This is a genomic window from Chryseobacterium sp. MYb264, assembly GCF_035974275.1.
Classification (GTDB): Bacteria; Bacteroidota; Bacteroidia; order Flavobacteriales; family Weeksellaceae; genus Chryseobacterium.
The window spans coordinates 4,846,032-4,862,845 of sequence record NZ_CP142422.1; the positions used below are offsets into that span (position 1 = coordinate 4,846,032).

General features: G+C 38.2%; 12 protein-coding genes. All 12 read left to right on the forward strand.

Features of this window, described 5'->3' with window-relative positions; genetic code table 11:
* Window position 1 precedes the first annotated feature (1 nt).
* The 12 genes from VUJ46_RS21280 to VUJ46_RS21335 all read left to right on the forward strand — a co-directional run bounded on the left by VUJ46_RS21280 (window position 2) and on the right by VUJ46_RS21335 (window position 16,806).
* Window positions 2-1,297, forward strand: a complete 1,296-nt coding sequence (locus VUJ46_RS21280) for a cryptochrome/photolyase family protein (RefSeq protein WP_326982663.1) — start codon at window positions 2-4, stop codon at window positions 1,295-1,297.
* Between the two features lie 211 nt (window positions 1,298-1,508).
* Window positions 1,509-1,844: a hypothetical protein gene (locus tag VUJ46_RS21285; protein ID WP_326982664.1), complete on the forward strand. Its 336-nt coding sequence runs from the start codon at window positions 1,509-1,511 to the stop codon at window positions 1,842-1,844.
* Between the two features lie 105 nt (window positions 1,845-1,949).
* Entirely contained in the window at window positions 1,950-2,990 is a 1,041-nt protein-coding gene (locus tag VUJ46_RS21290) for an efflux RND transporter periplasmic adaptor subunit (RefSeq protein WP_326982665.1), read from the forward strand.
* Between the two features lie 28 nt (window positions 2,991-3,018).
* The gene (locus VUJ46_RS21295) at window positions 3,019-6,141 is read left to right on the forward strand and encodes an efflux RND transporter permease subunit (protein WP_326982666.1); all 3,123 of its coding nucleotides are present in this window, start codon (window positions 3,019-3,021) and stop codon (window positions 6,139-6,141) included.
* Window positions 6,122-7,573, forward strand: coding sequence for a TolC family protein (locus tag VUJ46_RS21300; RefSeq protein WP_326982667.1), 1,452 nt, complete (start codon window positions 6,122-6,124; stop codon window positions 7,571-7,573). Before VUJ46_RS21295 ends, VUJ46_RS21300 begins: the two co-directional genes overlap by 20 nt.
* Window positions 7,574-7,704: 131 nt before the next feature.
* Complete coding sequence (locus VUJ46_RS21305) at window positions 7,705-8,571, forward strand: NAD(P)-dependent oxidoreductase (protein ID WP_326982668.1); 867 nt, start codon at window positions 7,705-7,707, stop codon at window positions 8,569-8,571.
* A 376-nt stretch (window positions 8,572-8,947) separates the two neighbouring features.
* Window positions 8,948-10,288, forward strand: coding sequence for an IS5 family transposase (locus VUJ46_RS21310; protein ID WP_326981209.1), 1,341 nt, complete (start codon window positions 8,948-8,950; stop codon window positions 10,286-10,288).
* 283 nt (window positions 10,289-10,571) lie between these two features.
* A complete protein-coding gene (locus VUJ46_RS21315) occupies window positions 10,572-10,856 on the forward strand; it encodes a hypothetical protein (protein WP_326982669.1) in 285 nt (94 codons plus the stop codon).
* Window positions 10,857-11,002: 146 nt separating this feature from the next.
* Window positions 11,003-13,321: a TonB-dependent siderophore receptor gene (locus VUJ46_RS21320; RefSeq protein ID WP_326982670.1), complete on the forward strand. Its 2,319-nt coding sequence runs from the start codon at window positions 11,003-11,005 to the stop codon at window positions 13,319-13,321.
* Window positions 13,322-13,324: 3 nt separating this feature from the next.
* Complete coding sequence (locus VUJ46_RS21325) at window positions 13,325-14,770, forward strand: ABC transporter permease (protein WP_326982671.1); 1,446 nt, start codon at window positions 13,325-13,327, stop codon at window positions 14,768-14,770.
* Window positions 14,771-16,117 (forward strand): DUF3526 domain-containing protein, encoded by a 1,347-nt coding sequence (locus tag VUJ46_RS21330; RefSeq protein ID WP_326982672.1) that lies wholly within the window; start codon window positions 14,771-14,773, stop codon window positions 16,115-16,117.
* Window positions 16,111-16,806, forward strand: coding sequence for an ABC transporter ATP-binding protein (locus VUJ46_RS21335; protein ID WP_326982673.1), 696 nt, complete (start codon window positions 16,111-16,113; stop codon window positions 16,804-16,806). Before VUJ46_RS21330 ends, VUJ46_RS21335 begins: the two co-directional genes overlap by 7 nt.
* The last annotated feature ends 8 nt before the right edge of the window (window positions 16,807-16,814 follow it).

A 16,814-nucleotide genomic window follows, 5' to 3' on the forward strand; every position in this document is an offset into this window, starting at 1 on the left:
TATGGAGAAGATTGCTATTTTTTGGTTTCGCCGGGATTTAAGATTGAATGATACTACAGGTTTGCATCACGCTTTGAAATCCGGACTGAAAGTTTTACCGATTTTTATATTTGATACAGAAATTTTAGATCAGCTTGAAAATAAATCCGATAGGAGAGTTGATTATTTTCATCAGGCTTTGGAGGAAATTCATCAGGAATTAAATTCTCACAAAAGCGGACTTTCGACTTTTAAAGGGAAGCCTGCGGATGTTTTTAAAAAACTGATGAAAGAGTATGATATTGAAACTGTTTTCTGTAACCGGGACTATGAACCGCAGGCTATAAAACGTGATCAGGAGATCAAGGATTTGCTGACTGAAAATAATATTAACTTTAAAGATTATAAAGATCAGGTCATTTTTGAAAAAGGCGAGGTCGTAAAGAATGACGGGAATCCTTATACTGTTTTTACACCTTATTCTAAAAAATGGCTTGAAAATTTTCATCAAAATAAAATTCAGATTTTCACGACAGATTTTTCTCAATTTTTACAGTATTCAGCACCGAAATTTCTTACGTTAAAAGATATCGGCTTCGAAAAAACGGATGTCGAATTCAAAAAGCCAACGCTGGAAAAGAAAATTATTAATAATTATGATCAATTCAGAGATTTTCCTGCATTGGATCATACCACGCATTTAGGGGTTGCTCTTCGTTTCGGAACTATTTCTGTTTGGGAATGTGTAAAATTCGCTTCAGAACATAATCAGGTTTGGCTGAAAGAGCTGATCTGGAGAGAATTTTTCATGCAGATCTTATATCATTTTCCAAAAGTAGTTCATCATTCTTTTAAGGAAAAATACGAAAATATCGAATGGCGAAATAGTGAAAAGGAATTTAAAAAATGGTGTGAAGGAAAAACGGGGTATCCCATTGTGGATGCCGGAATGCGTCAACTGAACGAAACCGGATTCATGCACAACAGAGTACGAATGGTTGTTGCCAGCTTTCTTACCAAGCATCTTTTGATCGACTGGCGTTGGGGAGAAGCTTATTTTGCTGAAAAACTACTGGACTACGAATTGTCTTCCAACAACGGAAACTGGCAGTGGGCAGCAGGTTGCGGATGTGATGCAGCTCCTTATTTCAGAGTCTTTAATCCTTCAGAACAAACTAAAAAATTTGATAAAGATTTAAAATATATCAAAACTTGGCTCTCTCAGGATGAAATCAATAATCCCAATCCAATCGTTGAACATACTTTCGCAAGAAAAAGAGCGTTGGAGGTATATGGCAAAGCTGTAAAGGAACAGTAAGTCAAATTATGGTTGATCGTTTTTTTGTTGATGGTTTTTAGTTGATAGATGATTGAGCGGAATTATATCCATTAACTGGAAACGATCAACCAATAACAAATATCAAGTTTAAGTTTTTTTAACATAAATTGTTAAGCCTTCTCCTCTAAAAATCCTTATTTTTGCGCTATTCACAGTTTTTTATTCGAAAACGAAAATGTTCTGATTTGGCATGGCAAGTCTGAGATCATATATCTTTTTTTATTTTATGTTGGTTTTTACCCTTTTCAACTCGAAATGGGCAGAAAAATCATTAAATAAATTACCTTGCTTACCGCCAATCACGAATATCTGCACTCTGGATGTCTTTGAACAGGCAGACATGAATGCAAAGGCGATTCCTGCTTCGTCAAAAATTTCAAAATATTCAGTTCAGAAAAAAGAGGAAGTAGAGGAAGTAGCTACCTTCCGAACGATTGATTTCGTTCATAAAATCAGTCTTCCCGTTATTTCCATGACGATTGTCTGTGGAGTAAAATCTTTCCTGCATCTCCTCCAGCTTTATTAGCTAAGTTATTTAAATTCAGTTTATTTTAACCAAATTTTATAACTTAATATACCTAAGATGTACTTAAAAAATATAATAATTTGCTGTACGGCAATATTATTCGCTGTGTCATGCAGTAAAGCGGAAAAAACAAATGATAAGCAGATAAAGGATGTTCCTGTCCTTAAAGTAAAGGTGAAAGATACGCTGGTCAGCAATCAGTTTGTAACCGATATTCAGGCAAAGAAAAATGTAGAGATCCGTTCCCGGATTGTGGGAATTATTCAGAAAATGTATGTGAATGAAGGGCAGTTTGTGAAAAAGGGTCAGCCTTTATTTAAAATTAATGATTCTGAACTTCAAATGGATCTTTTAAAAGCAAATGCAGCTCTAAAACAGGCCGATGCCGATGTACGCATTGCAGAAGTAGAATTGAAACAGATCGAAAGTTTACACGCTAAAAAATTTGTTGCCAATAACGAATTGGAGATGGTGAAAGCAAGACTTTCTTCGGCAAAAGCAAAGCGCGCTTATGCAGATGCGGAAAAGAAAACAGTACTTCAAAAGATAGGTTTTACCAATCTGGTAGCTCCTTTTGACGGAGTGATCGATGTTATTCCTTTTAAAGACGGAAGTCTGGTGGAAAACGGTTCACTTTTAACCACGCTTTCTCAGCTGGATGAAGTGTATGCTTATTTCTCGATTCCTGAAAACTTATATTTCGAAATGTTGGCGAATGACAAGTTGGGAAAACAGCAAAATATTGCGCTTACTCTTCCGAATGGAGCTCATTATCAATATAATGGAACTTTAAAAACTGCTGACGGAGATATCGACAGAGCCACAGGTTCAATTCAGTATAAAGTAGCTTTTCCGAATCCGAAACATTTAATAAAGCACGGAACATCCGGAAAATTGATTATTTCTGAAAATCAACCGGATGCTATTTTAATTCCGCAAAAATCTACGTTCTCCATTCAGGATAAAACGTATGTTTTTACCGTGGATGATAAAAATAAAGTAAAAATGACCAATATTCAGATTGCAAGCACTTTAAGAGATTCTTATCTGGTGGATGGCGGTCTGAAGAATGGCGATTTGATCATTTATGAAGGAACACAGTCTTTGAAAGACGGTGATATGGTTAACATTAAAAAGAAGCTTTAATCTTTCATAAAATTTAAATCAAATAGCGATGGTAGAAATGTTTATAAGGCGAAAGGTTCTTTCGCTGGTTATTTCCATATTTTTTATTTTGATGGGAATCATGGCGTTGATGAAGATGCCGATTACTCAATTTCCCGATATTGTACCGCCTTCCGTAACGGTAACAGCGAAATATACAGGGGCGAATGCTGAGGTTTCGGCAAATGCAGTGGCGCTTCCTTTAGAACGGGCAATAAACGGGGTTCCCGGAATGACCTATATGTCGACGGTAACTTCCAATGATGGTTTAACACTGATTCAGGTTTTCTTTGAAGTAGGTGTTGATCCCGATGTTGCTGCGGTAAACGTTCAGAACAGGGTGACAACTATTTTGGATGAATTGCCGGAAGAGGTAATTCGAGCCGGTGTTACTACAGAAAAAGAGGTGAACAGTATGCTGATGTATCTGAATATCACCAGTACAGACCCGAGCCAGGATGAGCAGTTTATTTACAACTTTACCGATATTAATGTTCTTCAGGAGCTGAAACGTATCGATGGAGTAGGACGTGCCGAGATCATGGGACAGAAAGAATATTCGATGAGAGTGTGGCTGGATCCTCAGAAGATGGCAGCTTACCGTATTTCGGCAGATGAAGTCATTGCTTCTCTACAAAAGCAGAATATTTCGGCAGCTCCCGGAAAAGTAGGAGAAACTTCTGGGAAAACCTCAAGCCAGCTTCAATATGTTGTTAAATATAAAGGTAAATTTTATGAGCCTAAACAATATGAAGAAGTTCCGATTCGAGCTGATGAAAACGGAACTATTTTAAAGCTTAAAGATATTGCAAAAGTTGAATTTGGTGCCATGAACTACGGAATGGTTTCCAAAACCGACGGAAGACCTTCTGCATCGATTATGATGAAGCAGCGCCCCGGTTCCAATGCATCTGAAGTAATCGAAAGCGTAAAGGCTAAAATGGAAGAATTGAAGGTGTCTTCTTTTCCTCCCGGCATGGAATACAATATGGCGTATGACGTCTCTCGATTTTTAGATGCGTCGATCAGTGCGGTACTAACAACGCTTGTTGAAGCCTTCATTCTGGTGGGAATTGTGGTGTTTATTTTCCTTCAGGACTGGCGTTCCACCTTAATTCCGGTTCTGGCAGTTCCGGTAGCATTGGTGGGAACTTTTGCTTTTATGAATATGCTTGATTTCTCCGTAAATCTATTGACTTTATTTGCTTTGGTTTTGGCCATAGGTATTGTGGTGGATAATGCGATTGTCGTCGTCGAGGCCGTTCACGTAAAGATGGAAGAAGGTATGCAGCCTTTGGAAGCCACCATTAGTGCTACAAAAGAGATTGCGGGAGCTGTTGTCGCTATTACGATTGTAATGTCTGCAGTATTTATTCCGGTGGCGTTTCTGGATGGTCCGGTTGGAGTTTTTTACCGACAGTTTTCTTTAACACTGGCGATCAGTATTGTGATTTCGGGGGTGAATGCCTTAACGCTGACTCCGGCTTTGTGTGCTATTATTTTAAAACCTCACAATCATGATAAAAAGAAAAATATTGTTGATAAATTCTTCGAAAGTTTTAACAGAGGTTTTGATAAATTAACCAACCGATATGTAAGCATTTTATCCAAATTTGCGACAAGAACTGTGGTTACTTTTGGATTATTATTCCTGTTTATTGTATTAACTGCGCTTACCAGTAGATTTTTACCGACAGGATTTATCCCGATGGAAGATCAGGGTATGGCTTATGTAAGTGTTACTACTCCTCAGGGAGCAACGGTGGAAAGAACCGAAAAGGTATTGGATGAGGTGACCACCATTGCCAAAAAGATCAAAGGGGTGGAAAACGTGACCACTTTGGCAGGATATAGTATTGTGACAGAAATTGCAGGCTCTTCCTACGGAATGGCAATGATTAACCTTAAAGACTGGAAACAAAGGGATATTTCTGTGAATGATTTTATTGCAGAGCTTTCAGAAAAAACAAAAGGAATTTCGGATGCTCAGATTGAAATTTTTGCGCCGCCAACGGTTCCTGGATTCGGTAATACCAGTGGTTTTGAACTAAGATTATTGGACAGAACCGGCGGAACAGTAGAAAATACAGATAAGATCACAAAAGATTTCGTTAAAAAACTAAATGAATCACCTGAGCTTAAAAACAACTTTACCAGTTTTGATGCTACTTTCCCGCAGTATATGATTAATATTGATTATGATATGGCAGCGAAGAAAGGGGTTTCAGTAGATAATGCGATGTCGACCCTTCAAACGATGTTAGGTTCTTATTATGCGACCAATTTTATTCGTTTCAGTCAGATGTATAAGGTGATGGTGCAGGCCAGTCCGGAACATCGCGATACACCGGGAAGTATTCTGAATTTATATCTGAAAAACGACAAAGGAGAAATGGTTCCTTTTTCAACATTTATTACCATTGAAAAAGTATATGGCCCAGAAGTATTAACGAGATATAATATGTATATGTCTGCGATGATTAATGGTGAAGCTGCTCCCGGATACAGTTCGGGAGATGCCATCGCAGCCGTAGAAAGGATCGCGAAAGAAACTCTTCCTAAAGGTTTCGATATTGAATGGTCGGGAATGACAAGGGAAGAAATTCTGTCGGGAAATCAGACCATCTATATTTTCATGATCTGTCTTCTTTTTGTGTACCTTCTTTTGGCGGCACAATATGAGAGTTTCCTTCTTCCGATGCCTGTTTTACTGAGTTTGCCAACCGGAATTTTCGGATCATACATTGCGTTGGTTTTGGCAGGTTTAGATAATAATATTTATGCGCAGGTCGCTTTGGTAATGTTGATCGGACTTTTAGCTAAAAATGCGATCTTGATCGTGGAATTTGCCGTTGCCCGAAATAAAGAAGGCTATGATATTATTCCTGCTGCTATTGAAGGGGCAAAACAGCGTCTTCGTCCGATTTTAATGACTTCGTTTGCTTTTGTCGCGGGATTAATTCCTTTATGTATCGCTTCTGGAGCCGGAGCGGTGGGAAACCGTTCCATTGGTACGGCTGCCGCGGGAGGAATGCTGATCGGAACCGTTTTCGGATTGGTCATCATTCCGGGATTGTACATATTTTTTGCAAAACTTGAAAATAAAAAGAAAGATGAAAAGGTTAAATCATAGGAATATCATATTGGGAATCGCAGCTTTCAGTTTAGTTTCATGTGCGGTTCCAAAAGTTACGGAATTAAAGAAATCAAAAGAATTACCTGAACATATTGTTAATAAAGAAAATGCTTCCGAAAATTCAGATTTTCAGCAGATTAATTTAAAAGAATATTTTAAAGATGAACAGTTGCTGGCTCTTTTTGATAAAGTAGTTCGTGAAAATCCGGATTTTCAAATCGCACAGCAGCGTGTGGATATTGCCAATAGTTTTCTGCAACGTTCCAAGATGGATTTGCTACCGTCTTTAGAGATCGGAGCTACAGCTTCAGGCGACCGTTACGGAAAATATACGATGGATGGAGTGGGAAATTACGATACCAATCTTTCACAAAATATTACAGAAGATCAGAAAATCAACCGTGATTTTACCCCTAATTACTGGTTGGGAGCAAGAAGCAGCTGGGAAGTCGATGCCTGGGGAAAGCTGAAAAATAAAAAGCTTGCCGCTCAAAAAAAATATCTGGCTTCGGCAGAAGGTTTGAGGCTTTTACAGGTTGAATTATTCACCGATATTGCCAATTTGTATTATCAATTGGTGACTTTAGATAACCGATTGGCTATTTATCAGAAAAACTATAATCTTCAGCAGAGAGCTTTCGAGATTGTTTTGGCTCAAAGAGAAGTCGGGAAAGCAACAGAGTTGGCGGTTCAGCAGTTTAAAGCTCAGAATAACAACTGGCTTGCAGAAATTGAACATATTAAGGTTGAAATTGTCACGGTAGAACAGGCGATAACGACCTTAACGGGAAGTTATGGCGGCGAAATCAAGCGCGGAAACGTCCTGATGCCCACCAACATGGAAATTTTAAATAAAAACATCAATGTTGAAAAGGTGATTCATTCCAGACCGGATGTGGCATCCAATTATTATGTTTTGGAAGCTTCTCAGGCAGATGCAAAAGCGGCAAGAGCGGCATTTTATCCGAAGATCGATCTAGGGGCAAGTTTTGGTCTGAATTCATTTTCTGCAGGAACATTCTTCAATCCGAGTTCGCTTGCCGGGCAATTATTGGGAGGTTTAATGGTTCCGGTTTTTAATAAAGGCCAGTTGAAATATGAATTCAATGTGGCAAGTAAAGAGCAGGAAATTGCTTTTTTAACTTATCAGAAAAGTGTAACTACAGCATTCAATGAACTTCAGTCGATTTTAAAGCAGACGAAAATCTATGAAAGGGTTTTACAATTAAAATCTGAAGAAGTTGGCTTTCTCGACCGTGGTGTTGAGGTTTCCAATGATTTGTATGTAACGGGTTATGCCAATTATTTTGAGTTGATCAATTCCCAGAAGAGCAAGCTGCAGGCAGAATTGGATCTGCTGCAGTTCAGACATCAGAATACAAGAAATAATGTTCTGCTGTTTAAAGCGTTGGGCGGGAAGTTAGATTAATATTTTTGTCAAATTTTTTAAGTCACCATTTTTGGTGGCTTTTTTTGTGGAATGATAAATGATTTTTAGAATGGTTTAAATCCTTTTTCAGAAATACTTTAATACCTTTGATCAAAATCAGAAAAAGCAGAATGAAAGCAAAATCAGTGATAGGATTATTATTCCCCGGAGATATGGGATTGGCGATTGGAAATGTGCTGTTGAACAATAATTTTGAGGTGATTACCGCTGGCAAAGGGAGATCTGCGAAGACACTGCAAAATATCGAAAACTCTCAGATAAAAGATGTTGGATCTCTATCGTTTGTGGTGGAGCAAAGTGATATCATTCTGTCTGTGAATAGTCCTAACAGCAGTGTTCACATCGCTGAACAGATTACCGAGTTGATGTCAGATGAAAAAAGAGGTCAGATCTATGTGGATCTTAATTCCAATACCCCACAATCGGTGAAGCAAATTGAAGAACTCATTCATTCTAAAAATGGAATCTTCATCAATGGAGCTGTCATGGGAGTTGCAAAAAGTGTGGGAAATGATGCGGTGATGGTTGTTAGCGGAAGAGAAAGAGGTTTGCTGATGAATGTCTTCGACGGAATATTTAAACTAAAAGATGCCGGAGAAAAAATTGAGTCTGCTTCGGCGTATAAATTACTTTTTTCGATGGTGAATAAGGGGATCAATGCAGTTTTCTTTGAAGCCATGATGGGCGCTTCCCATTACGGTATTTTGGAGGAGATGAATGAAAGCCTGCAGGTTTTTTTACCGGGAACCTATGCTGATCTGCAAAAAATGACGCCTACTTATCCCGATCATATTGCCAGAAGAATTGACGAGATGAAAGGACTTTCGGAAATGCAGGAACTGGATGATCTTTCAAATCATATTTCTCTCGCTACTGCAAAAACTTTTCAAATAATTGATCAAAAAAAAATTTTTCTAAATGAAACTCCGAAGGATGTAAAGGATACATTTTTACTTTTCAGGAATGGTGAGTTTTGATTTTTAGAGTTCGAAAATCAAACGATCAACAGACAGCTAAAAAAATAATCAGTCACTTGATCCAGGATAGGTGCACTAAAATATTAAACGCAAAGGTTTGATCAATCTTGTATCTTATTTGGGAAGTAAAGAAAAATGACAAAACCACTAATGAGGCTGTAAGGCAACTGCGATCGCTTCATCCAATCAACTTGTTGATTCCTCTTTGCCCCTTAAATATTCAATGATTTAAAATAAAACTTTGTATTAAAATAAATAGTCATTCCTTAAAAACCAAGTAATATTTTGATTATCAGTTTTATGCACTTATATTTCGTAAAAAATCGTTGTAAAAAATTGCAATAAATTGTATTTTTAGGATATAAAAAGTGGCAAAATGTTAGGCAAAATAAGAGAGGATTTACAGCAGAATTTATTCAAGACCAGGCTTACGGAGCTTATTAATATGGAGCATCCGGTGGTAAAATTAGCTGGGGAGATTTCCTGGGATAAAATGGAGTCAGAGTTTGAGAAATTATTTTCAGAAAACGGAAGACCTTCTATTGCTATCCGTAAAATAGCAGGAATGCTTTTGCTCAAGGAAATGTTTAAAGAAAGTGATGAAAGTGTAATAGAGAGATGGATTGAGAATGCGTATTGGCAATATTTTACCGGAGAAACCTTTTTCCAGACAGAGCAGCCTTTCGATCCGAGCAATTTTGTACACTTCAGAAAAAGAATTGGAGATAAGGGTTTGGAATTTCTTTTGGGACAAAGCGTTTCTCTCCATCCCAAAGCCAAAACAGAAGATGAAGTTCAGGTAGATACGACGGTTCAGGAGAAGAACATTACCTTTCCTACCGATGCCAAATTAGCAAAAAAAGTAATCGACAATTGTAGAAAAATAGCAGAAAAAGAGAGCGTTGTACAAAGACAAAGCTACAGAAGAGTGAGCAAACAATTATTGCGGGACGCTTTTTTTGGACATCATCCCAGAAGACAGAAGAAGGCAAAAATGGCGAGGAAAAAGCTCAGGACGATTGGTAAAAGAGTTCTTCGGGAATTGGAAAGAAAACTTCCTAAAGATGTTTTGAAAGGCTACGAAGACGTTTTTAAAATTTACCTTAAAGCACTCACCCAAGAACGTACCACGAAAGATAAAATTTACAGTCTTCACGAGCCACAAGTTGCGTGTATTGCGAAAGGAAAATCGGGAAAAGCATACGAGTTTGGGACAAAAGTAGCAGTAGTAAGAGGTCGGAAAACAGGGATCATCAGCTCGGTAAAGAGATTTTCTGGCAATCCTCACGATAGTAAAACTCTTGAAGAATCATTGGCACAGAGTGAGAGGGTAAGAAAATCCGTTGGCGGAACAAGACCTACGAAAGCCACTACAGACAGAGGATTTAAAGGAATCAAAGAAGTGGAAGGAACAGCAATTTTGCTTCCCGCAAAAAAAGAAAAAACAAAATATGGGCAACAAGTAGCCAGATTAAGATTCCGGGCAAGAGCAGCCATAGAACCTTGTATCTCTCATTTAAAAAGAAACCACTCCTTAGGATTAAACTTCCTGAAAGGAGTGGCTGGAGATATTAATAATGCATTATTAGCAGGGATTGGATACAATTTGAAGATGAGATTGAATCAAATCAAACAACAAATTCTTCTTTGGCTCGAACTTGTTCTCCGAATCTTTTTAGGCAAATATAATTTTCAAAGTCAAAAAACAGCTTTTTAAGGAGCGACTAAATAGTAAGAACAATTAATACAGCTTAGTTAAGTTCTTTATTTTCAATTAAATTTTGATTAAATCCAGGCAGTCGCAACTTCATTGAAAACTGACTATAATCTATTTCTATTGAAAATATTAATTAGAATAATCCGTCATTTCATGCTTTCGCCCAATTTCTGAACCGCCTTTTAAAAAATATATTGTACTTTTGTGCCTTCTTATGCATAAATCTCTTAAAAACTTTTTTGTTTTTTCAATGCTGATGGTGTTCCTGTACAATGTCAGTGGGATGAGTGTGTGCTTTGATCATGCAAAACACGCTAAAAGTTTTGCGGCTAAATTAAAAGACTCCAAAACTCAAAAAGGACCTACCATCGCTCAGGATGATGACTGCCAGTGCGCCCTGCATCTTCAGATGAATCACGTTCTGTTACCGGAATCTTTAGCTATTGAATTTCCTGTCAGTACACTGATAAATAATGAAACGCCTCATCCGAAAGCGATGACGTATCGTTGCTTACTCGACTATTTCAGCTCCCGGGCACCGCCATTTTCTTTCGCTGCGGTAGCATAATATTATTATTTTACCTCTAATTATTACAGACAGATTTTTCTGATCTGCAAGGCAATATCTATGGATTTTTTTGTATTAAATCAGTACAGAAGCTCCTTTTATTAATTGTTGACATGAGTACGATGTCAGTATCATTCTATTTTTAAATGACAACCAGTTATTGTTATAATTTGGGAATAATTCAGTTTATATCCAATAAAAGATCCAGGCTTTCTGTGGCCGGACTTATTTTTTCATCTTCGTTTTTTTATGCACAACAAACGGAAAAAGATTCCACTGAAACAACGATCCAAACCGTTGAAATTATCGGCCGTAAATCCAAAGATTATACATCAGATTATTCTTTTGCCGCTACCAAAATAGCCATGAAGAATAAAGATCTTCCTCTAACGCTGAACACCGTTACCAAAGAGCTGATGAATGACCGACAGGCATTTCAGCTGGGTGATGTGATGAAAAATGTGAGTGGTGTTTCGCCTTCAAGCTATTATAATCAGTATAATATTCGGGGAATCAGTCAAAATGAAGAAGGGCAGATTATCAATGGTTTAAGAACGAGGCAGTATTATTTCCTACAGCCCATGACTTCCAATATTGAGCGTGTTGAGGTTTTTAAAGGTCCGGCTAGCATTACGATGTCGAGTGTTGATCCGGGAGGAACGATCAATATGGTGACTAAAAAGCCGTTGGCTAATGACCGCCATGAAGTAAGTTTTTCGGGCGGAAGTTTTGATACCTATCGCGCAACAACGGATCTTACAGGCCCTTTAAATAAAAGTAAAACTTTATTGTACCGCTTTAACGGAGCGTATCAAAATGCAAAATCTTTCCGGGATCATGTCAATAACAATGGTTTTTTACTATCGCCATCCATCACCTATATTCCTAATGAAAAAACCTCTGTAAATGTTGAACTGATTTATAATGATCTTTATGGAAATCTGGATCGTGGACAGCCTATTTTCGGAGCCGTAGCAGGAAAAACAGATCTTAACAGCACGCCAAAAAGTCTGAATTTAGGCTCCCCTAATGACTATTTTAAAACAAAAGAACTGATTATAATGGGGGCTTTTGCCCATCATTTCAGCAAGCAGATTAGTTTCAATGCTTCTTATATGAAACAGTTTTGGCGTGAAAATCTTGAGGAACACCGCACCACAAATGCCTTCGCCCCTGATATTGATAATCAGCCGATTTCAAGTCTTGCGATGATGCAGTTTATTCAGCGAAAGCAGAAATGGGAGGTGGATAATGTAAATGCCTATTTCAATTTTAATTTTAAAACGGGATCGGTAGAACATCAGACTTTAGTGGGCTATGACGCCCAAATCTGGGAAAAGCATGATGGCGGACAGCAAAATGCAGCCAGAGGATTTATGCTGAAAGACGGCTCGGCGGTTTCTTCTTATAATCCGGCATTGGCCAGTCAGTATGAGACGATTAATTATAACGGAATTACATTGCCAAAACCCAATGTTTCTCCTTTTGATCTCACTCCCGGAGCCCAGAATTATCAGGGACGGGATTTTTCTGTCATGAATATAATGACGGCTTTGCCTTCTGCGCTTACAACCACTCATGCAGCGTATATTCAGCATCTTTTTACATGGAAAAAATTCAAAGTATTGTCTGGAATTCGTCAGGAATGGTTTCGTGATATCACTCATTTTAATAAACTGAATGAAAGTTCATTCAATAATTCCAAGCTGCTTTACCGATTAGGAATTACCTACAGCATTACCGATCATATTAATCTTTACGGAACTTATCTTACAGGATATCAGCCACAATCGAATACGGTCACATTGATGCCGAACACCAGAAGCTTTACAGGTTCCGAATCTGCGGCGAGATTTAAGCCCTTAACGTCAGATTTAAAAGAGTTTGGGATTAAAGGGCGCTTGTTTGGTAAATTTTCGGTGAGTATGGCGGTATACGAAATCAATCAGAGGAATATTTTAATTAATGCCAATAACCCTGCTGAACCTGATGAATTGGTACAGCGCGGAGCCGACAGAAGTCGAGGTTTTGAGGCTGAATTTACAGGCTATATTCTCCCGCAATGGCATATCTACGGTGGCTACAGCTATATCGATGCTACAATTGTAAATGATACTAATCCTGAATTAATAGGGAAGAGGAAAGAGAATACATCCAAGAACTCAATCAATCTGTGGACTCGGTATAATTTCTCAAATATCAATGCGCTGAGAAACCTGGGAGTCGGCGTGGGAATGTTGTATCAAAGCTCAAAAGTGCCTTGGTTTACCAGAAGTTTCGAACTTCCGGCGTATGCCACACTGGACGCGGCACTTTACTATCAATTTTTTAAATCTAAATTTCAATTATCTGTTAATGTGAATAATATCACCAATACCTCTTATTGGATCGGTGCGCAGAATTACCTGAGATTGTTTCCGGGTACTCCGAGAAATTATTTAATAACAGCTGCTTATAAATTTTAAACTATGGCTGAATCATCTTTATCCCTCATCATCAGGAAAACACGGCAGGATCTGATGAGAGGAAAGCAAAACCTGCTGATCACCATTACCGTTCTGCTATTCTGTATGATAAGCATCGGGATTGGATTTACAAAATTCAGGGAGATGAATTTACAGATTCAGGAATATCGCAAGGAAGTTCGTGAGCAGTGGGAGCACAGACCTGCCAAACATCCGCACAGAATGGCTCATTACGGATACCTGGTCTTTAGAATGGGACATCCGCTGAGTATTTTCGATAACGGGCTGGATGATTATTTGGGAAATGTCATCTTTCTTGAAGCTCACAAACAAAATTCAGCCAACCTTTCTGAAGCGGGAAGCTCCGGAATTTTGGTGCGTTTCGGGGCTTTTAGCAGTGCTTTTATTCTGCAATGTCTGGTCCCGCTTATTATTTTATTTTTAGGTTTCGGGCTTGTGGCAAAGGAAAGAGAGGATGCCACATTGAAAATCCTGAATACTCAGGGAGCTTCCGGCAGAACGGTCATCTGGGGAAAGGTCTTGGGACTCTGGCAATTTTCACTATTGTTTTTACTTCCGGTTTTACCTGTAGTTTTCATGACAGCCGTGATTTCAGAAGCGGTGATATGGACGGATATTTTGTTCAGAATATTGGCGATTCTTCCGGGTTATATGGTTTATTATTTTTTTATTTCGAGCCTGACGGTCTGGGTTTCCGCCAATTCAAGAACGGCTTCATCAGCATTGGTGAGCCTTATCGGATGCTGGCTGGTTTTGATGATATTTTTACCTAAAGGGATTCAGTTTGCCGCACAGAATTTTTATCCTACACCTTCGAGAATTGCCTTTGAAACCATGTTGGAGAAAGATATTCTGAAAGCAGGCGACAGTCACAATCCTGACGATCCTCACTTTAAAAAGATAAAAGATTCACTATTGGCTCATTATAAGGTAAGTACAACCAACGAATTGCCATTTAATTACAGTGGTTTTGTAATGAAAGAAGGTGAAAAAATAAGTTCACAGATTTATGGTAAGCATCAAAATGAATTGGAAGAAGCCTATCAGAAACAACAATCTTTTTCAGATATCAGTTCTTTCATTGATCCTTTAATAGCGGTTAAAAATTTTTCTATGATTGCCTCAGGAACGGATTTTTATTCTTATACCGAATTTCAGAAGCAGGCAGAGGGGTATCGTTATCAGATGGCCCAGAAGCTTAATGATCTTCAGATCGAAAAGATAAGCAATATAAAACCCGAAAAAGGAGGTCCACCCGCCGTTATTGACGGTGATAACTGGAAAAAATTTCCTGATTTCGCCTATCAGTATACTTCATTTTCAAAAAGTATCTCCGAACAGTGGATTCCTGTTGTGGCACTTTTATTTTGGCTGGTGGTATGTATTTTTATGATTGAAATGGCGGGTAGAAACTTAAAATTAATTTAAATGAAGACGTATTTATATAAACAGTTTTATCGTAACAAAGCGTATATCACGGCATTGGTTTTTCTGCTGTTGGCGGGCTTAATGGCTATTTATACCGGAAAAAATTTTCTGGACAGAAATCAGGATGTTATTGCTAAAAGTGAGCAGTTTCAAAAGGAAAGTATTGCTAAAAACGTAAAATACCACAAGGATGATTTAGGTTTGATTTTGTATTATGTAAAATTTAATCTCATCAATGAAACGCCTAAGCTTGCTGCACTGAATATCGGAATGCGCGATCTGAAGCCGTCAATTCAGGGTGTTACCATCAGGAATTTGGAAGAACAGCGATATAATGCTGATTTCTATAATCCGGCGAATGCGGCAGTCGGCAATTTTGATTTCAGTTTCGTGTTGGTTTTTCTGTTTCCTCTAGTTATTGTAGCTTTTTGTTATAATCTGATCTCGGAAGAAGAGGAGAGTGGACGATGGAAACTGCTTTCGGTGCAAAGCAGTCATTTGGGTCAACTTTTGGATATGAAATTGTTCATCCGTTTTGCGGCAATAAGTGTGATTTATTTAGTATTGGTTGTAATAGCAGTAATTTGGATATCGATTCCTTTGGGTCAGGCTTTTTTCATTTTTATTATTTCGGGATGGGCTTATATTCTTTTTTGGTTTGTGTTGTGCCGATGGATTATTTCCTTCCGAAAATCATCTGCTCAGAATGCGTTGATTCTACTGATTGTTTGGGTCGGAATGAATTTTATTATTCCGATGAGCAGCAATCTGCTGATTCAAAAATATTATCCTGTTCAGGAATCTTTAAAAGCTGTCATGCAGCAGAGAGAAGGCTATCATAATAAATGGGATGAAGCGAAGCAGCCGACCATGCAGAAATTCTATAAAGCCTATCCACAGTTCAGTAGTGTTAAGGTGGAGGAGAATGATACTTTCACATGGACCTGGTATTATGCGATGCAACATATGGGAGACCTGGAAGCCTCATTATCATCAGAACAGTATGCCGAGAAAATGAAAAAACGAAATCGAGCGGCAGAAATATTGGGTTATTTGCTTCCAAATATTCATACGCAACTTATTGAAAGTCAATTAGCAGTAACGGATATGGATAATCAACTGGCGTATAGTTCAGCCTTACAGAAATTTCATGAGGAAAAGCGACTGTCTTTTTATCCGCTTATTTTCTCCAGTAAAAATGCAGATGCTGTCAACTGGAATCTACAGAATGTAAAACATTTTAAAGGTAGAGAGAATATTTCACTTTTGAATACCTTTTTACCTTATGCAATTCTTATCATGATCCTAATCATTCTTTCACAAAATAAATTCAGAAAATTATGCTAAAAATTACGAATCTACATAAAAAATACAATGACTTCACAGCACTTCAATCTTTGAATCTGGAAGTCGGAAAAGGTGAAATTTATGCTTTGCTTGGGCAAAATGGTGCCGGGAAAAGTACCACGATCAATATCCTGTTGGGTCTTATTAAAGCCACTTCCGGAGATGCTTTTATCAACGGAATTTCTGTAAAAGATCATCCTCAGGAAATAAAGAAACATCTGGCTTATATTCCGGAGACGGTCTTATTATATCCCAATCTCAGCGGGATCGAAAATCTGGATTTCTTTTCGCAGATTGCTGGATTTAATTATTCTAAAGATGAGTTATCTGCTTTTTTAAAGAGAACAGGGCTTCAGGAAGCTGCTCATCATAAAGAATTGGGAGGCTATTCTAAGGGGATGCGCCAAAAAGTTGGAATTGCCATTGCGCTCGCAAAAGACGCCAAAGTACTTTTATTGGATGAGCCAACCAGCGGATTGGATCCTATTGCGACCGCTGAATTTACAGAAATCGTTCGTCAGTTTGGAAAAGAAGGCAGAACTGTCTTTATGGCGACCCATGATATTTTCAATGCGGTAAGTGTGGCGACCGATATCGGAATTATGAAGCAGGGAGAATTGGTGCAAAATTTACCGTCGAAAGCATTTACTGCTGAAGAATTGCAGGAATTGTATCTCAAGACCATTTAAAATAGATT